Origin of the sequence: Streptomyces sp. NPDC049687, from assembly GCF_044465285.1 — a bacterium.
GTDB lineage: Bacteria > Actinomycetota > Actinomycetes > Streptomycetales > Streptomycetaceae > Streptomyces.
Genome location: NZ_JBITLN010000022.1, coordinates 60,096 through 83,377 on the forward strand (window position 1 = coordinate 60,096; position 23,282 = coordinate 83,377).

Annotated in this window: 26 protein-coding genes and 6 pseudogenes; 16 read left to right on the forward strand and 16 right to left on the reverse strand. The window is 68.5% G+C overall.

Annotation, left to right across the window (positions count from 1 at the left end; all coding sequences use genetic code 11):
- Positions 1-633: 633 nt before the first annotated feature.
- The 3 genes from ACIBVL_RS40180 to ACIBVL_RS40190 all read right to left on the reverse strand — a co-directional run bounded on the left by ACIBVL_RS40180 (position 634) and on the right by ACIBVL_RS40190 (position 2,952).
- Positions 634-1,227, reverse strand: coding sequence for a SigE family RNA polymerase sigma factor (locus ACIBVL_RS40180; RefSeq protein ID WP_399105675.1), 594 nt, complete (start codon positions 1,225-1,227; stop codon positions 634-636).
- A gap of 245 nt (positions 1,228-1,472) precedes the next feature.
- Positions 1,473-1,649, reverse strand: coding sequence for a hypothetical protein (locus ACIBVL_RS40185; RefSeq protein WP_399105677.1), 177 nt, complete (start codon positions 1,647-1,649; stop codon positions 1,473-1,475).
- A gap of 1,156 nt (positions 1,650-2,805) precedes the next feature.
- Positions 2,806-2,952 carry a hypothetical protein gene (locus ACIBVL_RS40190; RefSeq protein WP_399105679.1) on the reverse strand — a complete coding sequence of 49 codons (147 nt, stop codon included), beginning with the start codon at positions 2,950-2,952 and terminating at the stop codon, positions 2,806-2,808.
- A 342-nt stretch (positions 2,953-3,294) separates the two neighbouring features.
- Here ACIBVL_RS40190 and ACIBVL_RS40195 point away from each other — a divergent pair, with 342 nt between their 5' ends.
- From ACIBVL_RS40195 to ACIBVL_RS40205, 3 genes and pseudogenes are all read left to right on the forward strand, one after another.
- On the forward strand, positions 3,295-4,533 hold the full coding sequence (locus ACIBVL_RS40195; RefSeq protein WP_399105681.1) for a low temperature requirement protein A: 1,239 nt from the start codon (positions 3,295-3,297) through the stop codon (positions 4,531-4,533).
- Positions 4,534-4,561: 28 nt separating this feature from the next.
- Positions 4,562-5,274, forward strand: a pseudogene (locus tag ACIBVL_RS40200) (P1 family peptidase); the annotation flags it as partial.
- A 29-nt stretch (positions 5,275-5,303) separates the two neighbouring features.
- The gene (locus ACIBVL_RS40205) at positions 5,304-5,519 is read left to right on the forward strand and encodes a hypothetical protein (RefSeq protein ID WP_399105748.1); all 216 of its coding nucleotides are present in this window, start codon (positions 5,304-5,306) and stop codon (positions 5,517-5,519) included.
- Positions 5,520-5,911: 392 nt separating this feature from the next.
- On the opposite strand, the gene ACIBVL_RS40210 is transcribed toward ACIBVL_RS40205, so the two are convergent.
- The 5 genes from ACIBVL_RS40210 to ACIBVL_RS40230 form a co-directional block, all read right to left on the reverse strand.
- Complete coding sequence (locus ACIBVL_RS40210; protein WP_399105683.1) at positions 5,912-6,814, reverse strand: alpha/beta hydrolase; 903 nt, start codon at positions 6,812-6,814, stop codon at positions 5,912-5,914.
- Between the two features lie 242 nt (positions 6,815-7,056).
- A complete protein-coding gene (locus tag ACIBVL_RS40215; protein ID WP_399105685.1) occupies positions 7,057-7,221 on the reverse strand; it encodes a hypothetical protein in 165 nt (54 codons plus the stop codon).
- Positions 7,222-7,405: 184 nt separating this feature from the next.
- Complete coding sequence (locus tag ACIBVL_RS40220; protein ID WP_399105686.1) at positions 7,406-8,329, reverse strand: alpha/beta hydrolase; 924 nt, start codon at positions 8,327-8,329, stop codon at positions 7,406-7,408.
- Positions 8,330-8,394: 65 nt separating this feature from the next.
- Entirely contained in the window at positions 8,395-8,802 is a 408-nt protein-coding gene (locus ACIBVL_RS40225) for a tautomerase family protein (protein WP_399105688.1), read from the reverse strand.
- A 310-nt stretch (positions 8,803-9,112) separates the two neighbouring features.
- Positions 9,113-9,325, reverse strand: coding sequence for a hypothetical protein (locus ACIBVL_RS40230; protein WP_399105690.1), 213 nt, complete (start codon positions 9,323-9,325; stop codon positions 9,113-9,115).
- Positions 9,326-9,512: 187 nt separating this feature from the next.
- On the opposite strand from ACIBVL_RS40230, the gene ACIBVL_RS40235 reads away from it, so the two are divergent.
- From ACIBVL_RS40235 to ACIBVL_RS40260, 6 genes and pseudogenes are all read left to right on the forward strand, one after another.
- Complete coding sequence (locus tag ACIBVL_RS40235; protein ID WP_399105692.1) at positions 9,513-10,136, forward strand: TetR/AcrR family transcriptional regulator; 624 nt, start codon at positions 9,513-9,515, stop codon at positions 10,134-10,136.
- Positions 10,137-10,239: 103 nt separating this feature from the next.
- Complete coding sequence (locus tag ACIBVL_RS40240) at positions 10,240-11,205, forward strand: zinc-dependent alcohol dehydrogenase family protein (protein ID WP_399105694.1); 966 nt, start codon at positions 10,240-10,242, stop codon at positions 11,203-11,205.
- Positions 11,202-12,056 (forward strand): MBL fold metallo-hydrolase, encoded by an 855-nt coding sequence (locus ACIBVL_RS40245; RefSeq protein ID WP_399105696.1) that lies wholly within the window; start codon positions 11,202-11,204, stop codon positions 12,054-12,056. Before ACIBVL_RS40240 ends, ACIBVL_RS40245 begins: the two co-directional genes overlap by 4 nt.
- A 66-nt stretch (positions 12,057-12,122) precedes the next feature.
- Entirely contained in the window at positions 12,123-13,076 is a 954-nt protein-coding gene (locus ACIBVL_RS40250; protein ID WP_399105698.1) for a D-2-hydroxyacid dehydrogenase family protein, read from the forward strand.
- A 48-nt stretch (positions 13,077-13,124) separates the two neighbouring features.
- Positions 13,125-13,484: an alpha/beta fold hydrolase gene (locus ACIBVL_RS40255; protein WP_399105700.1), complete on the forward strand. Its 360-nt coding sequence runs from the start codon at positions 13,125-13,127 to the stop codon at positions 13,482-13,484.
- Positions 13,468-13,593, forward strand: a pseudogene (locus ACIBVL_RS40260) (IS5/IS1182 family transposase); the annotation flags it as partial. The gene ACIBVL_RS40255 and the pseudogene ACIBVL_RS40260, both read left to right, overlap by 17 nt.
- A gap of 19 nt (positions 13,594-13,612) precedes the next feature.
- Here ACIBVL_RS40260 and ACIBVL_RS40265 read toward each other — a convergent pair.
- The 3 genes from ACIBVL_RS40265 to ACIBVL_RS40275 all read right to left on the reverse strand — a co-directional run bounded on the left by ACIBVL_RS40265 (position 13,613) and on the right by ACIBVL_RS40275 (position 16,357).
- Positions 13,613-14,014, reverse strand: coding sequence for a hypothetical protein (locus tag ACIBVL_RS40265; protein ID WP_399105702.1), 402 nt, complete (start codon positions 14,012-14,014; stop codon positions 13,613-13,615).
- A complete protein-coding gene (locus tag ACIBVL_RS40270; RefSeq protein WP_399105704.1) occupies positions 14,011-14,475 on the reverse strand; it encodes a hypothetical protein in 465 nt (154 codons plus the stop codon). The genes ACIBVL_RS40265 and ACIBVL_RS40270 overlap by 4 nt, the downstream gene beginning before the upstream one ends.
- 256 nt (positions 14,476-14,731) lie before the next feature.
- Positions 14,732-16,357, reverse strand: coding sequence for an integrase (locus ACIBVL_RS40275; RefSeq protein ID WP_399105706.1), 1,626 nt, complete (start codon positions 16,355-16,357; stop codon positions 14,732-14,734).
- A 137-nt stretch (positions 16,358-16,494) separates the two neighbouring features.
- Between ACIBVL_RS40275 and ACIBVL_RS40280 the strand changes: the two genes are divergently transcribed.
- The 4 genes and pseudogenes from ACIBVL_RS40280 to ACIBVL_RS40295 all read left to right on the forward strand — a co-directional run.
- Complete coding sequence (locus tag ACIBVL_RS40280; protein WP_399105708.1) at positions 16,495-16,947, forward strand: DUF5707 domain-containing protein; 453 nt, start codon at positions 16,495-16,497, stop codon at positions 16,945-16,947.
- A gap of 70 nt (positions 16,948-17,017) precedes the next feature.
- A complete protein-coding gene (locus tag ACIBVL_RS40285; protein ID WP_399105710.1) occupies positions 17,018-17,248 on the forward strand; it encodes a hypothetical protein in 231 nt (76 codons plus the stop codon).
- Between the two features lie 31 nt (positions 17,249-17,279).
- Positions 17,280-17,539 (forward strand): annotated as a pseudogene (locus tag ACIBVL_RS40290) (cytochrome P450); the annotation flags it as partial.
- A pseudogene (locus tag ACIBVL_RS40295) lies at positions 17,524-17,702 on the forward strand (aldehyde dehydrogenase family protein); the annotation flags it as partial. The pseudogenes ACIBVL_RS40290 and ACIBVL_RS40295, both read left to right, overlap by 16 nt.
- 336 nt (positions 17,703-18,038) lie before the next feature.
- Here ACIBVL_RS40295 and ACIBVL_RS40300 read toward each other — a convergent pair.
- From ACIBVL_RS40300 to ACIBVL_RS40315, 4 genes and pseudogenes are all read right to left on the reverse strand, one after another.
- On the reverse strand, positions 18,039-18,458 hold the full coding sequence (locus ACIBVL_RS40300; protein WP_399105712.1) for a VOC family protein: 420 nt from the start codon (positions 18,456-18,458) through the stop codon (positions 18,039-18,041).
- Positions 18,455-18,628: pseudogene (locus tag ACIBVL_RS40305) on the reverse strand (IS256 family transposase); the annotation flags it as partial. The gene ACIBVL_RS40300 and the pseudogene ACIBVL_RS40305, both read right to left, overlap by 4 nt.
- Positions 18,622-18,775, reverse strand: a pseudogene (locus tag ACIBVL_RS40310) (transposase); the annotation flags it as partial. The pseudogenes ACIBVL_RS40310 and ACIBVL_RS40305, both read right to left, overlap by 7 nt.
- Before the next feature lie 383 nt (positions 18,776-19,158).
- Entirely contained in the window at positions 19,159-19,566 is a 408-nt protein-coding gene (locus ACIBVL_RS40315) for a winged helix-turn-helix transcriptional regulator (RefSeq protein WP_399105714.1), read from the reverse strand.
- Positions 19,567-19,672: 106 nt separating this feature from the next.
- Between ACIBVL_RS40315 and ACIBVL_RS40320 the strand changes: the two genes are divergently transcribed.
- The 3 genes from ACIBVL_RS40320 (at position 19,673) to ACIBVL_RS40330 (ending at position 22,520) form a co-directional block, all read left to right on the forward strand.
- Positions 19,673-20,506, forward strand: coding sequence for an enoyl-CoA hydratase/isomerase family protein (locus tag ACIBVL_RS40320; protein WP_399105716.1), 834 nt, complete (start codon positions 19,673-19,675; stop codon positions 20,504-20,506).
- A 200-nt stretch (positions 20,507-20,706) separates the two neighbouring features.
- A complete protein-coding gene (locus tag ACIBVL_RS40325; RefSeq protein WP_399105746.1) occupies positions 20,707-21,387 on the forward strand; it encodes a DsbA family protein in 681 nt (226 codons plus the stop codon).
- Between the two features lie 458 nt (positions 21,388-21,845).
- The gene (locus ACIBVL_RS40330; protein WP_399105718.1) at positions 21,846-22,520 is read left to right on the forward strand and encodes a hypothetical protein; all 675 of its coding nucleotides are present in this window, start codon (positions 21,846-21,848) and stop codon (positions 22,518-22,520) included.
- 389 nt (positions 22,521-22,909) lie between these two features.
- On the opposite strand, the gene ACIBVL_RS40335 is transcribed toward ACIBVL_RS40330, so the two are convergent.
- On the reverse strand, positions 22,910-23,281 hold the full coding sequence (locus ACIBVL_RS40335; protein ID WP_399105720.1) for a hypothetical protein: 372 nt from the start codon (positions 23,279-23,281) through the stop codon (positions 22,910-22,912).
- Position 23,282: the final 1 nt, after the last annotated feature.

Sequence of the window (23,282 nt, forward strand, 5' to 3'; positions counted from 1 at the left end):
GCGAGCGACACGCCGCCCGCCCTCTCGAGAGAGTGAATCATCAGGTGTTCCTTCTGGTGCAGTTCCCGCCTCATCCATGACACTCCCGTACACCAGCCTCCCCGACCTGACGTTTTCACATGCACACATCGCGCATTGGCTTTGCACCCGTCAAGTTTGGTACCCCGAGGTTGGTACCCCGTCAAAGTAGGTCATGGTTTGGTCGTGGTGGCGGTGGCGGCCGGGTCGGGTGTTCCCTCCGTGGCGGCCCCGCTGGGGGGCGGTGCCTGGCTGGCAGGGGAAGCCGGGGCCTGAGCCGTGGGCGGGCTTGCTGAATGCGAGGGGATGCCTGCGGGACGGACCGGGCTGTCTGAATTGCTGTCGGTGACGGCGAGCAGTGCGCAGGCAGCAGCCGCAGCCAGGCCGAACAGCGCGATGACGGTCCGGCGAGGGAGACGGAAAGACCACCTGGGCCTGCTGGGAAGGGCGGCGGGCCGCAGGTGTTCCAAGTCAGCGCTGTTGGCCCGGGCTTCCAGGGCGTCGCGCAGTCGTTGTTCGATCGCCTCGTGGCGGATCCGGCTACGGCTCATCGCCAGATCTCCGAAAGCCGCCGACAGCGGGAAGGACGGGAGCGCGGCTGAGAGGGGTGCTCGGTCATCGAGGTATCTCCAGTTGTCTGCCGAGAGCGTCCAGGGCCCGACTGGCAGTTGACTTGACCGTCCCGCGGGAGACTCCGAGGGTGTCGGCAATCTGGGCTTCGGTGAGGTCTGACCAGTAGCGCAGGACCAAGACCTCGCGCTGCCGGCGGGTGAGACGCTGCAACGCGTTGATCACCTCCTGGTGGGTCTCCGCAAGGAGCACGCTCTTGTCGGCGGGCGGGACATGGCGTTCACGCTCAGGAATGTAGGCGCGTACCGTACGGCGTCGGCGCAGAACCGAGCGAGCTGCGTTGACCACACTGGTTCGCAAGTACGCCTCGGGGTCGTCCAGATCCGCGAGCCGACGGCCGTGGCGGCGCAGGAGAGCGGCGAAGGCGTCCTGCACCACGTCCTCCGCCGTTGGAAGGTCGTCCACCAGAAGCAGGGCGAGCCGCACCAGCGCCAGTCGGCGATGGTGGTAAAGCTCGCTGAAGCCGTGCTCGTCCCCGGCTGTCGCCGTGCCGGGGGACACGGCTTTGATCAGCCTTCTCCCGCCGTCCTGCCGACTCGTCGGTGAACGCAGAGCGAGTCTGTCCTGCGTTCGGCGCATCAGGTCCACTCCGCCGCAGAACAAGGGGTGCGCCGACCTGCACATGCTCCGCCACCAGGTGACCGACGTTGCGGCGGTTGGGATCGTCGCTGTTCTCACATGTCTCCTGGACGTCGCGGTACCGGTCCGTCCGCCCGGGGCCCCGGGCGGACGGACCGTGCTGCCGGCCTGAGCCGTGCAGCGTGCATTCACGTGGTGTCGCCGAACGACCTGGAGTCGATCAGCGGGTCAAACGCTGAAGAGCCTCACCCGGCCGGAGTCGCGACGTACACCGTCTCGCATGCGTCGAGTCCTCCGGGACAGGGCGCGGCGGGCTGGGCGGGCTTCGCGTCCGCGGGGACGTCCGTCTCGGAGCTCTCGCCCGGCGCCTCCGACCCGGACACGTAGGGCTTGGCGTGCTTCCCGGTGGAGGTGGACGTCACCGGAGAGGTCTTCTGCGTATCGGCGGGAGCATCCGCCGCGGCGGATGCGGCGTGGGCCGTGAAAGCTCCACCGAGGGCCAGCGCGGCGCCCGCAACAGAGAGGCCGAGCGCGGCGGGTACCCGGCCTCGGCGGAGGCTGCGGACAGCGGTGTGACGTACTGACATTTTTCGGTCCTCGAATCATCGGTTTCGATGTATTGGCTGACCGTCCGTCATGGGTGGTTTCCCTTGCGGCGGCCCTCTGCTGGAGGCGCATCCACTCCGACAGACGTCCCAAGGCCCTCGGGGTTGCGGGTCGGGCGAGACAGATGACGGGAAAGATTCAGTGATCTGCGTCACTGATGCCGGAACCGGTTCATGGGCCCGTCGGACGAGAACGCGGGCTGAAACCCTTCTCCGGGCGCTGTCGGGTTGTTGGGCGGGTATGTCTCTGATGGTGCGTCGTGGCGTGGCGAAGCCCGGTTCCGGGCTGTGCTCAGGCAGTGGCGGCGGGGCAGGCGACGCCGGTGATCTGCTCCCAGATCGCGAAGCGGACGGTCGTCTCGGCGCGGTATTCGTGTGCGGGCATCAGATGACGGCGGGGCTGGGAGTGGCGAGAGATGCCGCTGAATGCAGACGGGAACCGCTGGGCTGCGCCGGTGCTGTTGTGCACCTTCATCGGCCGTTCGCGATGCCTGGTTGGCTGATGAACTGTTCTCCGACCGGTTGTTCGGGTACTGCGACTCCCGTGCTCGACGCAGGGCATGACCCTCGCGTAGGGCGGCGCCGTAAGAGCGAAGCTCGTTGATGACCTCGTCCGGGCCAATCATGTCCGTCAGCGCGCGGCCGTGGCGAGGTCGCCCTGGCAGCGCGAGGTCCGGGGGAGCGTGGTGCGGCAGGCCGTGCCGACGTCGTGCTCCTGCCCTCCCGGACCCGGACCCGGACCGCTTCGCGAACCCTGTCCTGACACCCTCACCGCGGAACGGAAGTTATGGATGGGGTTTCGGTCTGTCCGTTGTCCACTGCGGGCACGGCTCAGGGCCCTCGGGTGTGAAGGGCCCTGGACCAGCGGTGGTGTCGGTTTGGGGGACCGTTAACGAGCGGCGAATCAGGTGCTCGGCGACTCGTGAACCGCTTCCCAGTGGGGCTGCCGCACGGACAGGCGTGACCGTGGGCCTCAGGCCGCTTCGAGGAAGGGGTAGTCGGTGTAGCCCTCGGCGCCCGGGCCGTAAAACAGTTCCGGCCGCGGCTCGTTCTCCGGGTGGCCACCCTGCCAGCGCTCGACCAGGTCGGGGTTGGCGATGTGGGCCCGGCCCACGGCCACGGCGTCGGCGTGGTCGGCCTCGATCTGCTGGAGCGCCTGCTCGCGGGTGGTCTGCCCCCGAAGGGGCCGTTGTTGACGATCAGCTTGCCGTCGAAGCGCCGCCGCAGCTCCTGTACCAGGTCGCCGCCCGGCTCGGTGCAGTACGGAGAGGTAGGCCAGGCCCAGCGGGCGCAGCTGGTCGCGCAGGGTGCTGTAGGTGGCCAGGATGTCGTCCCGGTCGGTCTCGAAGACGTCCCCCCAGACAGTCAGTTCTCGGCCCAGAGTGACAATAGGTGTCAGGTTCCACCAACAATAGCCACGCTGGGCAAGAGATTGAGTGCCTCATCTGCTGTGCTTGACTTCATGACGCCAAGTTCCACTCCCGCGCCGGACGCGCCCCGATCGCCCACGCACCGCAGCCCACTGCGCAGGCTCACTGCCCGTGACCGCGGTGAGGTACACCGATCCGCCACTCAGCTGGAGCTCTTCTTCGACCTGTGCTTCGTCGTGGCCATCGCCCAGGCGGGCATCCAGTTGGTGCACGCGGTCGCCGAGGGCCATGCGGGCGAGGGCATCCTCAACTACGCACTGGTGTTCTTCGCCATCTGGTGGGCGTGGATGAACTTCACATGGTTCGCCTCGGCCTACGACAACGACGACGTGCTCTACCGGATCGTCACGCTGATCCAGATCGCCGGTGTGCTGGTGCTCGCGGCCGGGGTCTCCCGAGCGTTCGAGGACCACGAGTACCGGGCGGGGGTAGCGGGCTATGTGATCATGCGGCTCGCCTCGGTGTCCCAATGGCTGCGCGTGGCCAGGGCGAGTCAGGGCAGGGAGCGCAGGGTGGCCCTGCGGTACGCCGGCGGCGTCGTGCTGTGCCAGATCGGCTGGCTCAGCCTCCTGTTCCTGCCCGAGGACACCCTGGTCGCGGTGTTCGTGGCGATGGCGGTCCTCGAGATGTGCGTCCCGGCGTACGCGGAGAAGGTCCAGCCCACGTCCTGGCACCCACGCCACATCGCCGAGCGATACGGGCTGTTCACGATCATCGTGCTCGGCGAGACCATCGCGGCGGCCACAGTCGCCGTGAAGACGGGCATCGACGAGCAGGACGCGCTGGGCGAACTGCTGCCGATCGCCGCAGGCGGGCTGCTGATCATCTTCGCCGCCTGGTGGATCTACTTCGCGGTGCCGATCCACGGTCATCTGAGATCCAACAGGCAGGCGTTCCTGTGGGGTTACGGCCACTACGTCGTCTTCGCCTCGGCGGCCGCGATCGGCGCGGGTCTGGAGGTAGCGGTCGAGCAGTCCGTGGGCAAGGCGCATATCTCGACGCTGTCCGCGTCGGCGGCCGTGACCCTGCCGACGGCGCTGTACCTCCTCACCGTCTGGGCACTGCACTCGCGTCACTTCAAGGTGGGCATCGCCCAGCAACTGGTACTGCCGACCGCGGCCCTGCTGGTGACCTGCTGCATGTTCCTGGGCGAGTGGGCGGTGCTCTCGGCCGGTCTCGTCTGCGCGCTGACGGTGGCGGCCGGCGAGACACTGACGGCGCGCACGACGGCCCGGGAGCGCGAGACGGCGGTGGGAGCGCCGTTCGCCTGACCGGCCCGGTCCGGACGAGACCGGCCCCATGACAGTTGACGCCCGGTCAGATGTCGTGGGGCCGCGGGGGGGGGGGGGGCACGCGACGCGTACCGGCAACAGTTGGCTCACCGGCAACAGTTGGCTCACCGGCACCACGGTGGTGCCGGCGCCCGAGGGCGGTGCCGCCGCCGCGGTGGACGTGCGCGGCGGCGGGCCCGGCACCAAGGAGACCGACGCGCTCGATCCGCGCAACCTGGTGCAGAAGGTCGAGGCGATCGTGCTGACCGGCGGCAGCGCGTACGGGCTCGACGCGGCGTCCGGGGTGACGGCCTGGCCGGAGGAACAGCGACGCGGGGTGGGGGTGGATCCGGCGCATGTCGTGCCGGTGGTGCCCGCCGCCTGTGTCTTCGACCTCGGCCGCGGCGGCGACTTCCGGGCCAGGCCGGACGCGGCCACCGGACGGGCCGCGGTCGAGGCGGCCGCGGCGAGCGAGGCGGGCGCCGCGGTGCCGGAGGGCTGTGTGGGCGCCAGTACGGGCGCAGTACGGGAGCCGCCGCAGGGCCGGTCAAGGGCGGGATCGGCACCGCGAGCACGGTGCTCGACTCGGGGGTCACGGTGACCGCGCTGGTGGTGGCCAACGCGGCGGGGTCGGCCGTGGAACCCGCGACCGGGGCGCTGTACGGGGAGTTGTCGCAGGGGCGGGCGAGCTGTCCGGCGCAGGACGTCCACCGGGCCGCGCGTCTGGCCGAGATCGCGGCACTGTCAGTATTCGCCGAATGGATGGTGCCATGGAGGAGATCCGGGGCCGATCGTCAGCCTCGGTCAATCTGAGGCGCTCGGGGATCCAGCCGGCCAGGGAAGACGCAATCCACGGCATGGTGACCGCGGTGAGGGCGGCGAACCCGGGCCAGTCGTTGTCGCGGCGGAACGCGCACACCACGGCAATGAGCCCGGCCGCGATCCACGTCGAGGACCACAACGCCATCGGGCGCCAGGGCCAGTAATCGGCGTACGCCGCGTGCGTCTGGCAGCCGTTCGGCGAGCTGCCCGGCCCCGTACAAGCCGACGAGGGAGCCGAACAGCAGCAGCGACGCGCCACGGCGCCCGATACGGCAGATCAGCCGTCGGCTCACGGACTCCGGCGCGCGCAGTCATGCGAGGACCGGTCTTCACCCGCCGGCGCCCCCGCCGCTGACCGACCACCAGAAGGCGGAGGACCCCGGCGAACACACCTCGCCGGGGTCCTCCAACTTCAGGATGTCGGCAACCGCCTCGCCGAGCTCGTCGATCAGTTGCGCGGTCAGGCCGTTCTGCGGCGGATGGGCGAGGACGATCTCGGCGATCGCGGCCTCGTCCTCCTTGCCGGGCAGGTGTAGGTCAGGTGCGGCATGACCGGTCAGTTCTCCTTCGTGAGGTGATCGCGGAACCAGGCCACGGCCGCCCTGGACGCCGTATCGAACTGTGCGATGTAGGGATCGAAATGGCCGCCGGGGATCAGTTCGAGCCGCTTGGGCTCGAGTGCCTTCTCGTACGCCGCCAGAGCCAGGTCGGTGACGGTGACGGTGTCGCCGGTGGCGACCACCATCAGCAGGGGGGTGGGAGAGACGCGCGCGATCCAGGTGCCGGGCTCGTACATGCGGGCAGCGCGGGTGGAGCGGACCGTCACCTCGTTCTTCCACAGTCCTTCAGGGACGGGCTGCAGATAGAAGTCGATCGCTTCCTGCGTGCGGTAGGACGCCGGCACCGACGGGTCGGCACTCACCAGGGCCTGGCGGCGCGGAGGTTCGCCCCGCAGACGGCCTCGTTCGTCCTCGTTGAACGCCTCCTCCAAGGCGGTGGCCGCCTCCGGTGGGATGCGGCGCAGCCCCTGCTCGTAGCCGCTGATGGTCGGCACCTGCGAGACAACCGCCTTCAGGCGCCGGTCGGTGGCGCCCAGGACGATCGCATGCCCGCCCGCGTAGCTCGTGCCCCACAGGCCGATCCGGTCGGAGTCCACTTCGTCACGGCTCTCCAAGTAGGTGATCGCCCGCCGCCAGTCGGCGATCTGCTGCCAGGGGTCGATGTCCTGGCGGGGCTCACCGTCGCTGGCACCGAACCCGCGGTGGTCGTGGACCAGGACCACGAACCCTTCCTCGGCGAAGACCTCCGCGAAGGGCTCGATGCCGTGCTTGGTCGTACCGCCGTAGCCGTGGGCCATTGTGATCGCCGGGTGAGGCCCCGGGGTGTCGGGCAGGTACAGCGTGCCGCGCAGCGTCACCGCACCCTCGGCCGGGAAGGAGACTCGTTCTCGCAGGGTCATGAAGGGACACTCCTGGGCAGCGATTGCATACGATAAATGAAAGAGAGTTTCCACGGGTCCCTGAAACGCGAGACCCTCCAGGGCGCCCGCCTCTACGGCGACGCCGGGACCTGTCGCAAAACCGTTTTCGCCTGGCTGGCACGCCACAACACCCGCCGCCGACACTCGGCCAAAATGGCCACCTCAGCCCCAACGAATACGAACGCCGACACCGCTCGGCTAAGCTCACGCTCGCCGCGTGATCAACGAAGCGTGTCCACCATCACGGGGGAAGGCCCGTCGGCGAGTGAGACGACGTAGCGCTCCAGGCGGGCCATCGGCGAGGTGAGCACCGCGTGCGGGACCTCCCGCAGCTCCTCGCGGGCCTGGGCGACGAGGCCCTGGCAATAGTCGGAGAAGACGCGCACATAAAGGTCGTGCTTGCTGCCGAACGCCTTGTAGATGCTGCGGTGTACGTGGATGGATCCGTTGGTGCCCGTCCTGCTGAACGCGGACCAGGGATGCTCGCAATACCGGTCTGAGCACTGTGAGTTATGTGAGCAGCCTGCAATTGGCCTGTGGCCGTCCACCAGAGGTTGGGAGCGCACCTGCTCAGTGCCCCGGTACCTGACCGGCGTCGGCCAGGGCGCCGAGGTGGCTGACGAGGAAGCGGGCGGCGCGGTCGAGTGCGGCGTCCGCCTCGTCGAGACGCCCGTGCTCCGTCTGGTAGACGTGCGGGAGGCCCGGCCCGATCTCCAGCGTGGCCTCGACCTGGGCCGCGCCCGCGCGGGCGGCCAGACGTACCGCATCGTCGAGGAGCACCTCGTTCGCGCCGACCTGTACGAGTATCGGGGGCAGGCCGGCGAGGTCGGCGAACACCGGGCTCGCCAGGGGGTGGTTGCGGTTGCCTGAGCCGATGTAGAGATCCGCGAACGCGCGCATGCCGGCCGCGGTGACGATCGGGTCGGCGTCTTCCTTGGTGCGCATGCTCTCTCCGGAGAGGGTGAGGTCGACCCACGGGGAGAAGACCACCACGGCGGCCGGCTGCGGCAGCCCGGCCTCGCGGGCGGCGAGCAGGGTGGCGATGCTCAGGCCGCCGCCGGCCGAGTCACCTGCCACGGCGATCTCTCGTGGATCGGATCCGGTCGCCAGCAGGTCGCGGTAGGCGGCGAGTCCGTCGTCGACCGCCGCGGGGAAGGGGTGCTCGGGAGCCAGCCGGTAGTCCACCGATGTCGCTCGCAGTCCGGCGCGGGTGGCGAGTTCACCGGCGAGGCCGGTGTGGGTGTCCGGTGAGCCGGCGACGTAGCCGCCGCCGTGGAGGTAGAGGAGCCGTCCGCGGTCTGCCGCTCCGGCCGGCTCCAGGCTCAGGGCGGGCCGCCCGCCCAGGACGGTCCTGCGGGTGGTGACGCCTTCCGGTGCCGGCCGGGTCACGGCCGCGGCGAACGAGGTGCGCAGCTCGGCGGGGGCGGGCTGCGTGTCGGGGCGCGGGACGGAGCGGTGCAGGGCGTCGAGGGCTTGGCGCTGCTGTCGGGACATGGTGGGGCTCCATTTCACGTCATTTTTGCTGCCCCGATCCAAAGAACAGGGCAGCTTCGTCCTTCTTACCTGTTTACCCAAGGCATAGAGAGGTCGATGTCAGAGACCAGCTTTCCGCCGCCGAAGCTCATGTTCTCCAAGGGAATGGCATACATCATCAGGGTGACATCGTCCTGGCTGACGCCAACCTTTTCTACGGCGTATCGGGTGACCAGCTCCGCGAGCTTGCGTTTCTGCTCCACGGTCCTGCTCGTACCGGTCGTCACCGTTACGATCATGCGCTTGTCGGACCTCTTCACGCCAGGAAAAGTCGGATGGATGAAGAATTCATCGTCCTTGTGCTCACTGATGATGACGAAACGGTCATCCATAGGTGTATCCATGGCTTCATGAAGAGCGAGATTCAAGGCATCCGCCAGAGCCCGCTTCTCTTCGCTAGAGAACTTTTGAGCCGGAAGGTAGGCGTGAAACATTGGCATGAGTGTTTCCTCGGTTGTGTTGTTCAGGTCAGATGAGGCGATGAAGTTGGCTGTTTTCTCGGCTTAGCTAAGAGCGGATCATCGGCGAGGCGGCCGCCGGCGCAGGCCGCCACCCGAGGACGCTCCGGCGCGTCTACAACGTGATCGGCGTGATCGGCGACCGCGGGGACGGACCGGGGCTCGTCGGCAATGTGCGGCGGTGGGTAGACACCCTCGCCGAGTGGGCCGTGGAACTCGGCTTCGACACCAGACCCGAGCCCAGGTCAGCCACTACCGACGCCGCGGCGACCCACTTCCGCTCCGCCTACGGCTCGTACCGGCTGGCGTCGGGCAGGTCCGCGATGAACTGGCGCAGCCCGGCCCTGGCCGGCGGGGTGAACGGGTTGTGCTGGATGCAGTCGGGGTGCAGGTGCCGGTCCAACGCGGTGAAGTCCTTCGAGCTGAACGCGGTCGTCAGGAACTCGAGGACGACGGCCCTGTTCCGCTCCGTCGCCGTCCTCGTTCGGCTCTGAGTCATCAGCCCTCCTCAGGTTTGCGGACCGACACGACTTTGTTGACTACCTGGACCACTATGGAAGCATGAAGTGGTCCAGTCAGTCAACAAGGCGGAGAGTGTCAGGCGATGCGCCCGCGCCGGACGGAGGGGGGCGGGTTGCCGACCCTCATTGTGGTCCACTTGGACCACAATGAGGTATCGTGAGGTCATGGGGCGAAAACGAGGCTTCGACGAGACCACCGTGCTTGATGTCGTGCGCGACCGGTTCTGGACCACCGGATTCGACGGCACGTCCACCTACGACCTCATGGATGCGACCGGCCTGGGCAAGGGCAGCATCTACAAGGCGTTCGGCAACAAGCACGACCTTTATGTGCGCGTCTTCTCCGACTACTGCCAGGGCCTCGTCGCCCAGGCCCGCGAGGAGCTGCGGGAGGGCCCGCACGCGGTGCTCACCTCGCCGATGGCCCGCCTGGAGCGCTACGTCGTCTCACTCGCCGACGCCTTCGCGAGCGAGTCGCCCCGCCGGGGATGCTTCCTCACCAAGGTCACCGCGGACCGTGCCGGAGAGGACGACATGGTGGCGGCCACGGCCCGTCGCGCGTTCGAGGATCTCGCCGGCGCCCTCGCGTCCGCGCTACGCGACGCCCAGGACGCGGGAGAAGTGGCCGAGCACGCCGACGCCACGGCCCTGGGATATCTGCTGCTGAGCGTGATCAGGGGCATCGACAACATGGCCAAGGCGGGTGTCGACGCCACGACGCTCCGGCAGACGGCCCAATCGGCGCTGGACCTGATCCCCAGGGCGGACGCACCGAACGTGCGGCACTGACATTCCCCCCTCTCGTCCGACGACGGACATACCGCGGCGGACATCAGCAAAATGTGCAGTTTGACTGCGGCGAAGAGCTCGCCGCCTCTCAACAGGAGTCCCCATGCGTGCCATCCAGATCACCCAGTTCGGAAAGCCGGAGGACGTCGTACGCGTCGTCGATCTCCAGGAGCCGAACGCTCCCGGCGCCGGCGAGGTCAAGGTCGCGGTCGAGTTCTCACCGCTGAACCTGCACGACCTCAAGGTCGTCAGGGGCGAGCTCGGGCGGCCACCGCTCCCGCTGGTCCTCGGCAGCGAGGGTGTCGGCCGGGTTGTCGAGGCGGGCCCCGGCGTCGACAACCTCGCGGCGGGCGACCTGGTGGTTCTGCCGCTGCTCGCCGGTGCCTGGCGCGAGCGGCTGCTGCTGCCCGCCGACGGGCTGTTCCGACTGCCGGAAGGCAGCGTCGAGCAGTTCTCGATGCTGGGCATCAATCCGCCCACGGCCGGTCTGATCCTGAGCGAGTACGCCGACCTGCGGCCCGGGGACTGGATCGTGCAGAACGCCGCGAACTCCGGCGTCGGACGTTCCCTGATCGCCCTGGCGAAGGCCCGGGGATTCCGGACGATCAACTTCGTCCGGGACGAGTCCGTGTTCGCCGAACTGACCGCGGCCGGCGCGGACATCGTCCGCCTCGACGGCGCGACGGCGGTCGAAGAGGTTCGCACGGCGATCGGCGATGCCCGGGTCGCTCTCGCCGTCGACTCGGTGGGCGGCGACGCTCCCGCCCGCCTGCTCGACCTGCTGTCCGAGGGCGGTGCGCTCGTCAGCTACGCCTCGGCGACCGGACAGCCGATGTCCGTCGACGCACTGACCCTGATCGGCAAGCGCGCGACGGTACACGGATTCTTCGCCGGCCATTTCGACTACGCGACAAAGGTGCTCCCCGTCATCCGCGAGGCCACGCCCCTGGTCGCGAGCGGAGCCCTGTTCGTTCCGCTAGGTGCCGTGTTCGACCTCGATGACATCCATACGGCGATCGAGCAGGTCGTCCGCGGCGGAAAGACCCTGCTCAAGGTGGCCCGGTCATGACGATCGAGATGCCCGAACTGTCCTACGAAGTCCTCGTCTCTGACGGCGTCCCCCGGAAGATCGATCTTCGGCTGCCGAACGGCGACGGGATCGTGTCCTCGCCGATCTCATCCACCCTGATCACCGGAGAACGCGACGCGGTCCTGGTGGACCCGCCGCTGACGCACACCCAGATCGCGCAGGTCGCCGAGGGCTTGGCGCGCTCAGGGAAGCGTCTGGCGTACGTCTACGTCACCCACGGCCACCCCGACCACTGGTTCGGCACCGCGACGCTGCTGGAACGGTTCGGCGACGCCGACAGCGTGGTGTACGCCACCGAGGGCACCATCCGGCAGATGCGCAACCAGCTGGAGAGCAAGGACAAGGGGTTCGCGAAGACCTTCCCCGGGGTCCCGGAGAACACCCCGGTCCTCGCCGTGCCCGTGCCGACCGAGGGATTCCGGCTGGAGGGCCAAGTCCTCCGGGCCGTCGAGACCGGTCACACCGACACCGACGACTCCAGCGTCCTGCACGTGCCGTCGATCGGTCTCGTCGTCGCCGGGGACGTGGTCTACAACGGCGTGCACCTGATGATGCTCGAAGGCGGTGACGGCGGCCTTCAGGCGTGGCTGGACGGCATCGACCGGCTCGCCGCACTCAATCCGCGCCACGTGGTCGCCGGCCACAAGAAGGCAAACCTGCCCGACGACCCGAAGATCCTGGACGAGACCCGGCAGTACCTGCGCGACGCGATCCGGCTCCTGGCCGGCAAGCCCGAGCCGCTGGAGTTCTTCGAGGAAATGTCGAAGCTCCACGGTGACCGGCTCAACCCGGGACCCCTCTGGTACAGCGCCCTGGGCCTGCTCGCCTGAGCCACGCCGCGTCGCTTCCCTGCGAAGACAGCCGCATCACCTCGACGAAATACGGAGATTGCCGACATGGCCACCCGCATGAAGATCGCGATCCTCGACGACTATCAGAACGTCGCGACGAGCCTGGCCGACTGGGGGTCGCTCGTTGCCGAGGTCGTCGTTTTCACCGAGCCGTTCGCCGATGCCGACGAGGTGGTCCGCAGCCTCGCCGGGTTCGACGTGCTCGTGGCCATGCGGGAGCGCACGCGCTTCCCGGCCGAGGTCCTGGAACGGCTGCCCGACCTTCGGCTCCTGGTCAGCACCGGCCCGGCCAATGCCGCCATCGACCTTACGGCCGCCGACAGACTCGGCATCACGGTGTGCGGGACCCGCTATGCGTCCCACCCCACCATCGAGCACACCTGGGCGCTGATCCTCGGTGCCACGAGAAACCTGGTCGTCGAGGCGGAGTCGATGCGCGCCGGCGGCTGGCAGGTATCGGTCGGCGAGGGGCTGCACGGCAGGACTCTCGGCATTCTGGGCCTCGGTCGCGTCGGCTCCGGAGTGGCACGGATCGGACAGGCCTTCGGAATGGACACCATCGCATGGAGTCGGAGCCTGACACCCGAAACCGCCGCCGAACACGGCGTGCGGGCGGTGACGAAGGAGCGACTCTTCACCGAAAGCGATGTGCTCTCGATCCACGTACCGCTCACCAAGCAAACACACGGGCTGGTCGGCGCGGCGGAACTCCGGTCGATGAAGCCCTCGGCCCTCCTGGTCAACACCTCACGCGGACCGGTCGTCGACGAGGTCGCCCTGATCGACGTCCTGCGTGAGGGCGCGATCCGAGCAGCCGCCCTCGACGTGTACGACACCGAGCCGCTACCCGCGGACCACCCGTTGCGGGCGCTGCCGAACGCGCTGCTCACGGGGCACGTCGGATTCGTGAACCGCGACTTGTACGAGATTTTCTATCAGGACTCCGTCGAGGACATCGCCGCGTTCCAGGCGGGTTCTCCCGTGCGGCTGATGAAGTAGGAGCCGAGGACGACGACCCGACCGACTCACACACCGTCTCTCTCCCCTGTGACGGCTCCGACGCGGTGCGTCACGGCGAATGGGATTCGGTACGCCTACCGGCGCTTCCGCGCCGAGACCGCCACACCGCTGGTGTTCCTGCAGCATTTCCGTGGCGGCATGGATCACTGGGATCCTGCGGTGACGGACGGACTGGCCGCGAACCGTCCGGCCAATCTGTTCGACAATACGGGCGCCGCAAGCTCCAGTGGCCAGACCCCGGACACCGTGGAAGCGCAGGCCGATGACGCGGCGGCGTTCATCCAGGCGCTGGGCCTGACCCGCGCTGGACTCATTCATGCCACGCAGCATGCGCCATCGGACACGGTGGTGACCCTACTGCCGTGCCGACCGACGCCTCGCCCGTGACTACGAACGCCACCCGCACCGCTCCGAAGCCATGATCCACCTCGCGATGATCGACCTCATGGCCCGCAGACTCACCGGTGAAGCCACCCTGAAGTGGCGCGGAACCTAACCCCGGACCAAACGCTCAGTCAGGACGGCGCGGGCGTGCGGCGGGTAGGCAGCGGAAGAACGGCGGTGCCGCTGCGCAGAGCGTCGTTTTCGAGGGTCAGCTGGCGGATGGCCTCCTCGTACAGGGCGAGAGTGCGGCGCAGGTCGGTGTTCTCCTTCCGTAGCCGGCTCAGGTTGGCTTCCGTACGTACGTCGGATCCGGAGGGTACCCGCGGAACCGCAGGCCGGGCTGGGGCCGGGGTGTGGGGCCGGAAGTGCGCGTCGATCAGGTCGGCGTAGTGCCGGTGGAAGGTGGCGTGCGGGATGTCCAGGAAGCGTTCGACCGCGGTCACGGTGGGCCGCCGTCCGCGGGCGGCGGCCTCGGCAAGGACGGTGTCGATGGCGGCTTTGACGGTGTCGGTGTCGGGCAGAGCGCGTTTCACTCGGCGATCTCCGGGGTGTGGCGGGTGAGGAACGCGGCGGTGGCACGGTGCTGTTCCTCAAGGCGGTGGCGGACGTAGGGGGCGAGGTGGTCGCGGTTGGCCAGGGCCTCCTTCAGCTTGGTCAGGTGGCCGTGCATTGCCTGGCGGTTGGCAGGCGTGAGGGCGGTGTTTCGGCAGGCCAGGGGCTGGCAGTCGGCCAGGACGGGCTGGCCGTCGCCGGGAGCGTTGGACGTGCGGCACAGGGCGCGGTCGGGGTTGTAGACGCAGGTGACGAAGGTCCCCAGGTACAGGTGCGGGTCGTGGCGGGCCACGATGCGGCGCAGGCGGGCTTCGTCAGTGACGACCTGGCCGTCGAAGACGGTGTGCCGGGCGAACTCGGCGAGCCGGGCTTCGGCTTCGGCGCCGGCCGGTCCTGAAAGCGTCGGTCCAGGAGCAGGAGGAACCGTTTGATCGACTGCCACTGGCCGCTCGCCGCCCGCTGGGTCCGGCACCCGCCGCCAGGCCCGATCCGCACTCCCAGCGCGTGCGCGAAGTCGAGATGCATCCCCGGCAGCGGCAACTCCTCGAACCGGAACACGCACTCGCGCCCGTCCTCCCCGGTGAATCGCGCTACCGGCGATCCCCCGTCCTTGGGAACCTCCACGACCGGTGGCGGCTGATAGAGCCCCTCGGGTACAGCCGCCGCACGCCCGCGGCCCGCGCGCGGCGAATCCTTGCTCACGCGGCCACCGCCGACCGCTCCAGCCAGCCCTCCTCGCTGAAGCCCGCCGGCTCCCACGCCCTTTCCGGCACCAGCTCCAGGCGCGTACGCATCTCCAGCTCCTGCAGAGTGTGCAGGTAGATCGCCGTGGTGGTCGCCGACCGGTGACCCAGCCTGATCCGCACCCAGTTCAACGGGTCCCCGAACACCCGCTGATACGTCAGCCGCTGCTGCTCGTTCATCTCGCCCAGTGCCTGCAGATGTCCCCGCCACAACAGCTCCAGCGTGGTCACCGCGTAGGAATGGCGCAGCATGTGCGGGGTCGCCGCAACGCCGACGCCTCGGGCACGGCACCGGTCGTTGGCATCGGCGAAGACCTGCTTCCACCCGGAGACCGTCATCGGCAGGCCCCACTGGTTCAGCCACACCATCGCCGGCTCCCACCCGCCGTCCGCTGTGGCCACCAGCAGCCGGCGCCGCTCAGCCGCGTCCAAGCGAGCCACCGGCACCCAACGGCCCCCGATCCTTACCCTGGGCGCGGCCGGGTCTTCTACCAGCAGCGACCGGCGAGATGGGGTGTAGAAGCCGCGCGAACGGCCGTAGTCGAGCATCTCCGCCCGGTCCCACTCCATGTAGTCCCGCACGTCCCGCAGCACGGACACCGGCCAGTACACCGCCCGCCCCGAATGCCCCTTGGAGATCGCGTGCGGCAGCATCGCCCGCGCGTTGACGATCCCGGACCCAGCCGGCGGGAGCTCCGGCAACTCGAACACCGTCAGCGCCGAGTGCTCGCACAGCCGCAAACCTGTGCGGATCATCGAGTCGGCGTACGCTGCGTTCCGCGCCGCCCACCTGCCCCGGAACACCCGCCTCGGCATCTCGTTCGCGTCAAATCCGCTCACGCCCACGTTGCGCCACAGCCGGTACGACCTCGGCGGCAACCACTTCACCTCACGCCGTGGCCCCGTGTGCGACGCCTCAGCCGGCACCTGTCGCACCGCGCTCCCGTCAGCCCCGCGGCGCCACGGCGACCAGGCCACAGATGCGCGCTGGCGAACGGGGTTGGCTCGTACGAGGTCCTGCTCGATCGCCCACAGGTAGAACTGGTTGACCGTAGAGACTTCCCGGTCCCAACTAGTGTCTTCCACTCGGGGCCCGCAGTCGTCGCGACGACGCCACCACTCGTACGCCGCCCGATCGTCCATCGTCGCGTCGCGCCAGTCGCACCGGCCTCGCCCGAACCACAGGAAGTCGAAGTATGTACGCAGGTCCCGGGCATGCGCGGCCTGAGTGTTCCACGGTGAAGATGCCAGCCACACCGAGAAGTAGCGGTTCAAGGCCACGTCGTACTCGGCCGCCGGGCTCATCAGGCACGGCTGCCCCTCGGGCACGCCCAGGTCATCCAGCCGCTGATCCAGACCGTCGAACAGCACACTGAACTCCCGTATGAATGGAGTCACTTCCCTTGGCCACGCCGGGTCCCGCCGGGTGAAGTGCACCCGCCACCCTGTGATCGACATGACGCTGGACGATAGCCGCGGACAGCTCAACAGCGCATAACAGAAGTGGGAGGGGTTGCGCGTCCGCACCGCTTTCAGCGGCGCATCGCCGAAGCGACCTGTCAGGCTGGGACGTAGGTGCATGGGGACAACGGACGCTACTCAGGCTGCAGTTGAGTACGTGTGCTCATACCCGGCGCGTGCAGCGCGGCCAGTATGGGAGCAACGGCGCCGCAGAGAGCGCCGGTGGGATCCAGCTGAGCCTGTCAGGAGAACTTCTCATGTCGCGTCGCATCGTCGTGTCCGCTGCTGCCGCTGTCGTCGTCTTCGGAGGTGCCGGTGTCTTCGCCCTCGCCTACGCCGGGGACCAGTCGCCGGCGCCGGCGCACAGCACGGCCCGCTACACGGCTCCCACCGCCGACCGCGACGGCTCGCTGGCCTTCACCACCGACGTCACGGCGTCCTCCGATGTCAGGAGCGTGAAGGTGCTGGCCTGGCCGGCCAACTCGTCCTTCGCGACGAAGGGGCTGACGGCCAAGGACATGGCCGGTGCGGAGTCGGCCGTCTGCAAGCCTTCGGACGGCAACAGCCAGCGGTGCACCTACAAGGTGGCCGTCACCCGCGCTGACGCCGAAGGCTCCCCGAAGGGTCTGTGGCACGTGGCCGTCCTGGTCACCGCCAGGGACGGCGACACGACTCTGGAGGCCAAGGCGGCCGACTTCACGGTGGCCTGATCCGAACGCACTGATCCGAATGTGGTGCGCTTCGTCTCCGGGGGCCGGGGGCCGGGGAGAGCAGGTGGTGATGGTGGCGAACGAGCCGTGGCGGATGTCGGTGGACGGCGAGGAGTTCGAGGTCAGCCAGCCGGACGGGAAGCCGGGCACCTACCACTTCACCTGGCTGACCGGGCCCGACCCCCAGTACGGATTCGGGTTGAGTACCCATCCTGCGGTGCGCGCCGGCAGGGAGCATCTGGAGGAGGCCGTGCGCGAGTTCCTGGCACAGGTGGACCCCGACACCGGACACATCGAGTGATCACCGGAACCGGAGGGCACCGTTCGTCGAGGTGATCGTCGCGTGCTACGAGAACACGGTGCACCTGATCGGCAACGCGGTCGCGGCGCTCCTCGCACACCCGGATCAGATGGCGGCGCTGAGCGCAGATCCCGGCGCGGGGACCGGGCGGTGGAGGAGCTGGCACGCTACGACGGACCGGTGCCGTGGGCCATCCGCCGCTTCGCCACCGAGGCCGTCGTCATCGGGCAGGCCACCGTGCCGGCCGGCGAGACGGTGCTGCTATCGCTCGCCGCAGCGTCCTGCCGGCCGACCGCGAGACCAGTGAGTACCTCCTCTCCCATCCCGACATCGACAAGTCGACTTCACCGGTGCGACGGGCGCCGAACGCGCCGTCGCGGCCATTCCCGGCCAGCAGCTGAAGCGGGTGAGTCTCGAACTCGGCGGCGAGACCGCCGCCGTCGTCCTGGACGACGGCCGCGGGCGCCGGGCGGGAACGGCATGGCCATGTGACCGGCCGTCATCCGCGAGAGCGCATCCAACTTCTCTTCGAGCATCGGCGACCATGACAGGCACGCGCAGGCACCCAGGTACGCCCTGCTGGACGGTTCGCCGCTCCTGGCCGGGGTGTCAGTCGACCCATCCCGCATGCCGGCCGTAGCCGTCCTCTGCCGCTTAACCGACCGTCTTCGACCACACCTCGCAAGGAGACCGGGATCCACATGAGCGAGAGCACCGAGAACCTTGAGCAGGCCGCGGAGGGCGCGGCCCGCTCCATGAGTAATCGTCAAGACCTGTGGATCGGTTGGTCTCACTTTCGTTCAAATGAGTTGATCGCGACGAGTTCGACTTCGAAGCCGTCGTCGTTCTCCAGGTAGGCGGCATAGTGCTGTCCGCCGCCGGCGTAGGGATGCCGCTCGGGGAACATCAGGTGCCAGTCGTGCTGGGCGGCATCGGCCACCAGCTTCTCGACAGTGGTGGCGTCTTCGACGTGGAAGGCCAGGTGGTTCAGCCCCGGGCGGCAGCGGTCGTGCTCTTCGGCGGTGAGGGCCGGCGACTGCTCGATGACCAGGTAGGTCGGCCCGAGCCGCCAGCTACGTCCGCCTTCCCAACTCTGGGAGAGGGCATACCCCAGCGCCTCAAGCAGCCAGCCGAGCGAGGCGAGCGCGCGATGGAGGTCCGGCACCCACAGCTCGACGTGATGCAGCATGCCGTGCGACGGCCGACTCATGCAGCGACCGCCTCGGGTCGCTCGACGAGCTGGCCGCGTTCCAAGCGGGCTCCGGCGCGGACGAGGGCGACGAGGTGGGGTGGGTTCACCGCGCGCCACCGTTGCTGGGCGGACTCGACGAGCTGGAAGACCATGGCCAGGGCGGCGGTGCGGGAGCCGGTGCCGCGAGTGGGACCAATTCCCTGGAGCCGTCGGCGCGGACTCCGATGAGCACCAGGACGCAGGCTTTGGCTTCCTCCAGGCGCACGTTTGAGGTGGGTGCCGTCGGCCCATACGTACACGTAGTCGACTTCCGACAGGTCGCGGTCCATGAAGGCGACGTAGCCGTTGGCGGTGGTGCCGTCGTCGTTGACTGCCCTGAGCACGGGCGTGCCTTCCCGACCGGTGCTGTGGACCGGCCTACTCGATGACCATCAGTCGATCACGCGAGAAGGTACACCCCTTCGGGTGCTCCCCGAGCTCGACGACTTTCTGAACAAGATCGAAACAGGCCCGGAGTACGGGTACGCGGTGCCGCCGTTCGACCTGGCGGTCGTGGACGAGGCACACCGAATCGCGGGTCGCGCCGACAAGACGTGCGCGGCCGGCAACGCCTCCGGCAGCCATGACCGGGCGCCTCGCCCGGAAGGGCGCCACCCCCAGCTGGACGAGAAAGCCGACACGGGCCGACTGGGCCCGGCGGTCCACCTGCACATCGACATCATTGAACAGGCGGTTGAGCGTCAGCCCTGGTGTCGTACGCCCGCTGGCAGTTCTGGATCTCTCCGCTGTGCTCGACGGTCCAGTCGTAGAGCAGGCCGAACGGCTCACGCAGGGACTCGCCCAGGGGCGTGAGGGAGTACTCGACGCCGACCGGTGAGGTCGGCAGCACCGTGCGCTGAATCATGCCGTTGCGCTCGAGACGGCGCAGTGTCTGGGTGAGGACCCGTTGTGTGATGCCCTCCAGACACCGCTTCAGTTCATTGAACCGGGTGGGCCGCTCCAGCAGCGCCATCACCATCATCGACCACTTGTCCGCTATCTGGTCGAGGATCGGCCGGCTGGGGCAGTCCGCCCGGAAAACCGTCCGTGTTCTGGCGTCAACGCCGTGCAGATCGGTGTCCTTCATGATCCTAGGTGCTCCCAAAGTGCGTTCTTGACCATCTGGGCGCCCGCCGCGACGGTAGGTATGCATGGCAAACCTACATGCCCTGCGGTAACCAATGGAGAACCTCATGACGAACGATGCCTACTCGACCCTGCGCTTCAGCAGCGAACACGGCGTCGCCCGGATAGTCCTCGACAATCCCCCGGTGAACGCGCTCGGAACGACGATGATGCGTGAGCTGCGGACGCTACTGACGGCCCTCAAGGACGATCCTTCCGTCCGCGTGATCGTCTTCTCGAGCGCCGACCCGGAATTCTTCATCGCTCACGTGGACATGCGCATCGGGGAAGAAATGGACACCCTCCAGGAACTGGCCGCATCCGCGCCGGCGGACGTCAACGTCTTCCAGGCGATCGGTGAGCTGATCCGCCACCAGCCCCAGGTGACCATCGTGAAGCTCGCAGGCAAGGCCCGCGGAGGCGGGGCGGAATTCGTGGCCGCAGCGGACATGACATTCGCCGCCATCGAAACCGCTGGACTCGGTCAGATCGAAGCGCTGATGGGCATCATCCCCGGCGGAGGCGGAACGCAGTACCTCCGGGACCGCGTGGGTCGCAACCGCGCACTGGAGGTGATCCTCACCGCCGACTTGTTCGATGCCGAGACCGCAGCGTCCTACGGCTGGATCAACCGGGCCCTGCCAGCCGGCGAGCTCGACGAGTACGTCGACCGTATCGCTCGTAACATCGCCGCGCTGCCCGACGGTGTCATCGAAGCAGCCAAGCACTCGCTGCCCGCCGATGACTTCAAGGAAGGACTCCTGCGTGAGAACCACGCCTGGGCTTCTACGTTCAGTCTGCCGACCGCTCAGCACCTGATCAGCGGGGGCCTGCAGGACGGGGCACAAACACCGGCCGGCGAACGCGACCTCGAGGGACTGATGCGCAGCGTCGCGCGCTGATTGCCGGACTGGCTCATGACGCCTGCGGGAGGCGCCCGCCCGGAGATTGCGCTCAGAGCTCCCGCGAACGGGCCTGGAAGGGTTTTGCTGGTGCGGTTGTCGTATGGATGATCTAGGGTCGCGTTGTTCTCAGGGGAGGGGGATGACGCATGGTGCGTAAGGGGCGGCGGGCTGTGGTCTGCGCGGCCGCAGTGCTGGTGATGGTTGGGTGCGGGCAGCGAGGGGCGCAGAACGGCCCTGACTTCGCGAGCGCTGAGGAACTGCCGGAAAGGCTCAGTGCGGACGGCATCACCATCACGGTTGGCGATCCCGACGCGCCTGTGAGGGTGCACCTGTATGAGGATCCCCGATGTCCGTACTGCGAGGAGTTCGAGACCACCGGCGGTGGTCCGCAACTGCGTGAGGCGATGCTCGACCGCTCGGCCAGGGCCGAGTACACCCTCGCCTCCTTCCTGGACGACCGGGTCGGCGGCACCGGGTCGAAGAAGGCGGTCAACGCGCTGCGCGCCGCGCTTGAGGAAGGCAAGTTCGTGGAGTACCACGAGGTGCTTTACGCCAACCAGCCCGAGGAGAGCGTCGACGGCTACACCGACGCCTACCTGCTGAAACTGGCCGGCCAGGTGGAGGGCCTGCGCGGCCCGGAGTTCGATGCGGCCGTGAGATCCATGAAGTACCGCTCCTTCGTGACTTCCTCTCAGAAGGCCTACGAGAAGGCCGGGGGAGCCCAGGAGCCCGAAGGCCCCGGTACGCCCACCGCGGTGATCAACGACAAGCGGATCCCGCTGGATTACAGCGCCCTGCTCCTGGACAGCGACGCCTTCGCCGAACTGCTGCAGGAGATCTCCGACAAGCCCGGAGAGTGGGAGGACACCATTCTGTGATCCACCGGGCCCTGCGCCGCAACCTCAAGCGGCTCGGCAAGTAAGTGCGGCGCTGCGCCTACCGTCGGTCAGCCGTGAGTGGGTGGTCTGGCAGCTGTAGTCCGGTCGTCGGTCAGGGCCCTGGCGGATCAGGCGCCGTCCAAGGCATTGGCGCTGGTAGTCGGGGTCGATGGAGGCCCTGTTGATGCCGGCGGTGCGGGAGGCGTCGCACACCGCCTATAGCAGGCGGCCGATGTCATAGCCCTCCCGGTCGAACACGCAGGTTCCATAGGCGGTCGGGTGCCATGGCGGCCAGCACACGAACCGCACCTTCCGGTCAGATCAGTTCAGCGCTGGCCATGTGGGCGCTCAGGGCGTGCGGCCGGGCATCCGCGGCCCTCGGGAAGACCCCCGGGTGCTGTGGCGGCAGGCGGGTGGGGGAGCATCTGCTCAGCCGTCGCTTCCTGTGAGAGGTCGTCATGCGTTCTGCCCGTCGTGCTGCTTCGTTGGTCCTGCTCGCCGCCCTGTGCGTGGCGGGCTGCTCGCCCGGTTCGCTCGGTGGCTTGTCCGCGTCGGAGAGCGGGACGCCGGTGGCGGGCCCGTCGGGGACGGACACTTCCGGTGGGGCAGGTGGGCGTGCGATCGCCGTGGGGGCCGGTCCGCAGAAGAAGTACACGGTGCAGCAGCAGCCGGCCGCAGGCTCCTGCCACTACCGCCGCGAGCACGGGGAGCCGCTGGAGGACCCGAAGTGCACGCCCGGCGCCATCTCCCCGGCGGTCACGCAGGCGAACCTGGCATCGACCATCTGCCGCAAGGGCGGTTACACCTCCGGCATCCGCCCGTCGACCTCCGTTACCGGCAAAGAGAAGGAACTGAATGCCGCCGCCTACGGTTTCACCGGCCGTATGGGGGACGCCGAGTACGACCACCTGATCAGCCTGCAGTTGGGCGGAGACCCCAACGATTACCGCAACTTGTGGGTGGAACCCGCTGACCCCGGCCACCGCAAGGGCTCCGGGGTCAACAACAAGAAGGATGCGGTGGAGACGAAGCTGCACACCGCGGTGTGCAAGGGCCAGGCCACCCTCGCAGCCGCGCAGCAGGCCATTGTCACCGACTGGACCACGGCCCTGGCCACCCTCCACCTCGCCTGAAGGGGGCTGTTGGACTGTCGCCTCCGGCGGCCTGGGCGTCCCCGGAGAACCCCGCGCCGGTCGTCAGCGCGCGAAAGCCCCGGCTGGACGGGGGAGACCAGCCGGGGCCGTAGGGCGGTGGCGGGGGAGGGCGGTCGCCTCTCGGCGGAAGGCTCCATGGGGCTTCAGCCGGACGATCGTCCCCATGGGCTATGGGTGAGGCCCGGGCACACTGTCCCCTCCGCCGGCCACGTATAGGTGAACGGTCAACTGCCCCGGGGTGTTCCCGCCCAGTCCCGAGTGCCGGTGTGCTGAGGAACATCCCTTGAGGGAGACCTCCGTGGGGGGAGCCGGTGACCAGGACGGCGAGTGCGTCCGGATGGCAGGCGGACACCGAAGTCCTCGTGTGTTCACTGCGTTTTTCTTTGTCCCCCGGCCCGGGCTCGTTCGGTGAACGTCTCCGCTTCGTTCGCCGGTCTTTCCGCGTCGTGGCGGGTGGCAGGGTGCCGGTTCTTCGCGCGGAGGGGCCTGCCGGGGCCGGGCCGGTCGGGTTCGGTGGGCCGTTTCGGGGCCGGCGACGGATCCTCGGCCGTCGGAGAGGCGAGGCGGAGTGGGGTGTGGGCGGTGGTGATCAGCCATGTCCAGCGGTCCGCTGCCTGGCGAGTCGAGATGCCCAGGTGCCGGGCGATCGCCCGGATCGGCATCTGCTCGGCCTGGTGCAGGTGGCGGATCTCTGCCCAGCCTTCCACGTGGATCACCTCTGCCCTTCTGACCTTGATCACC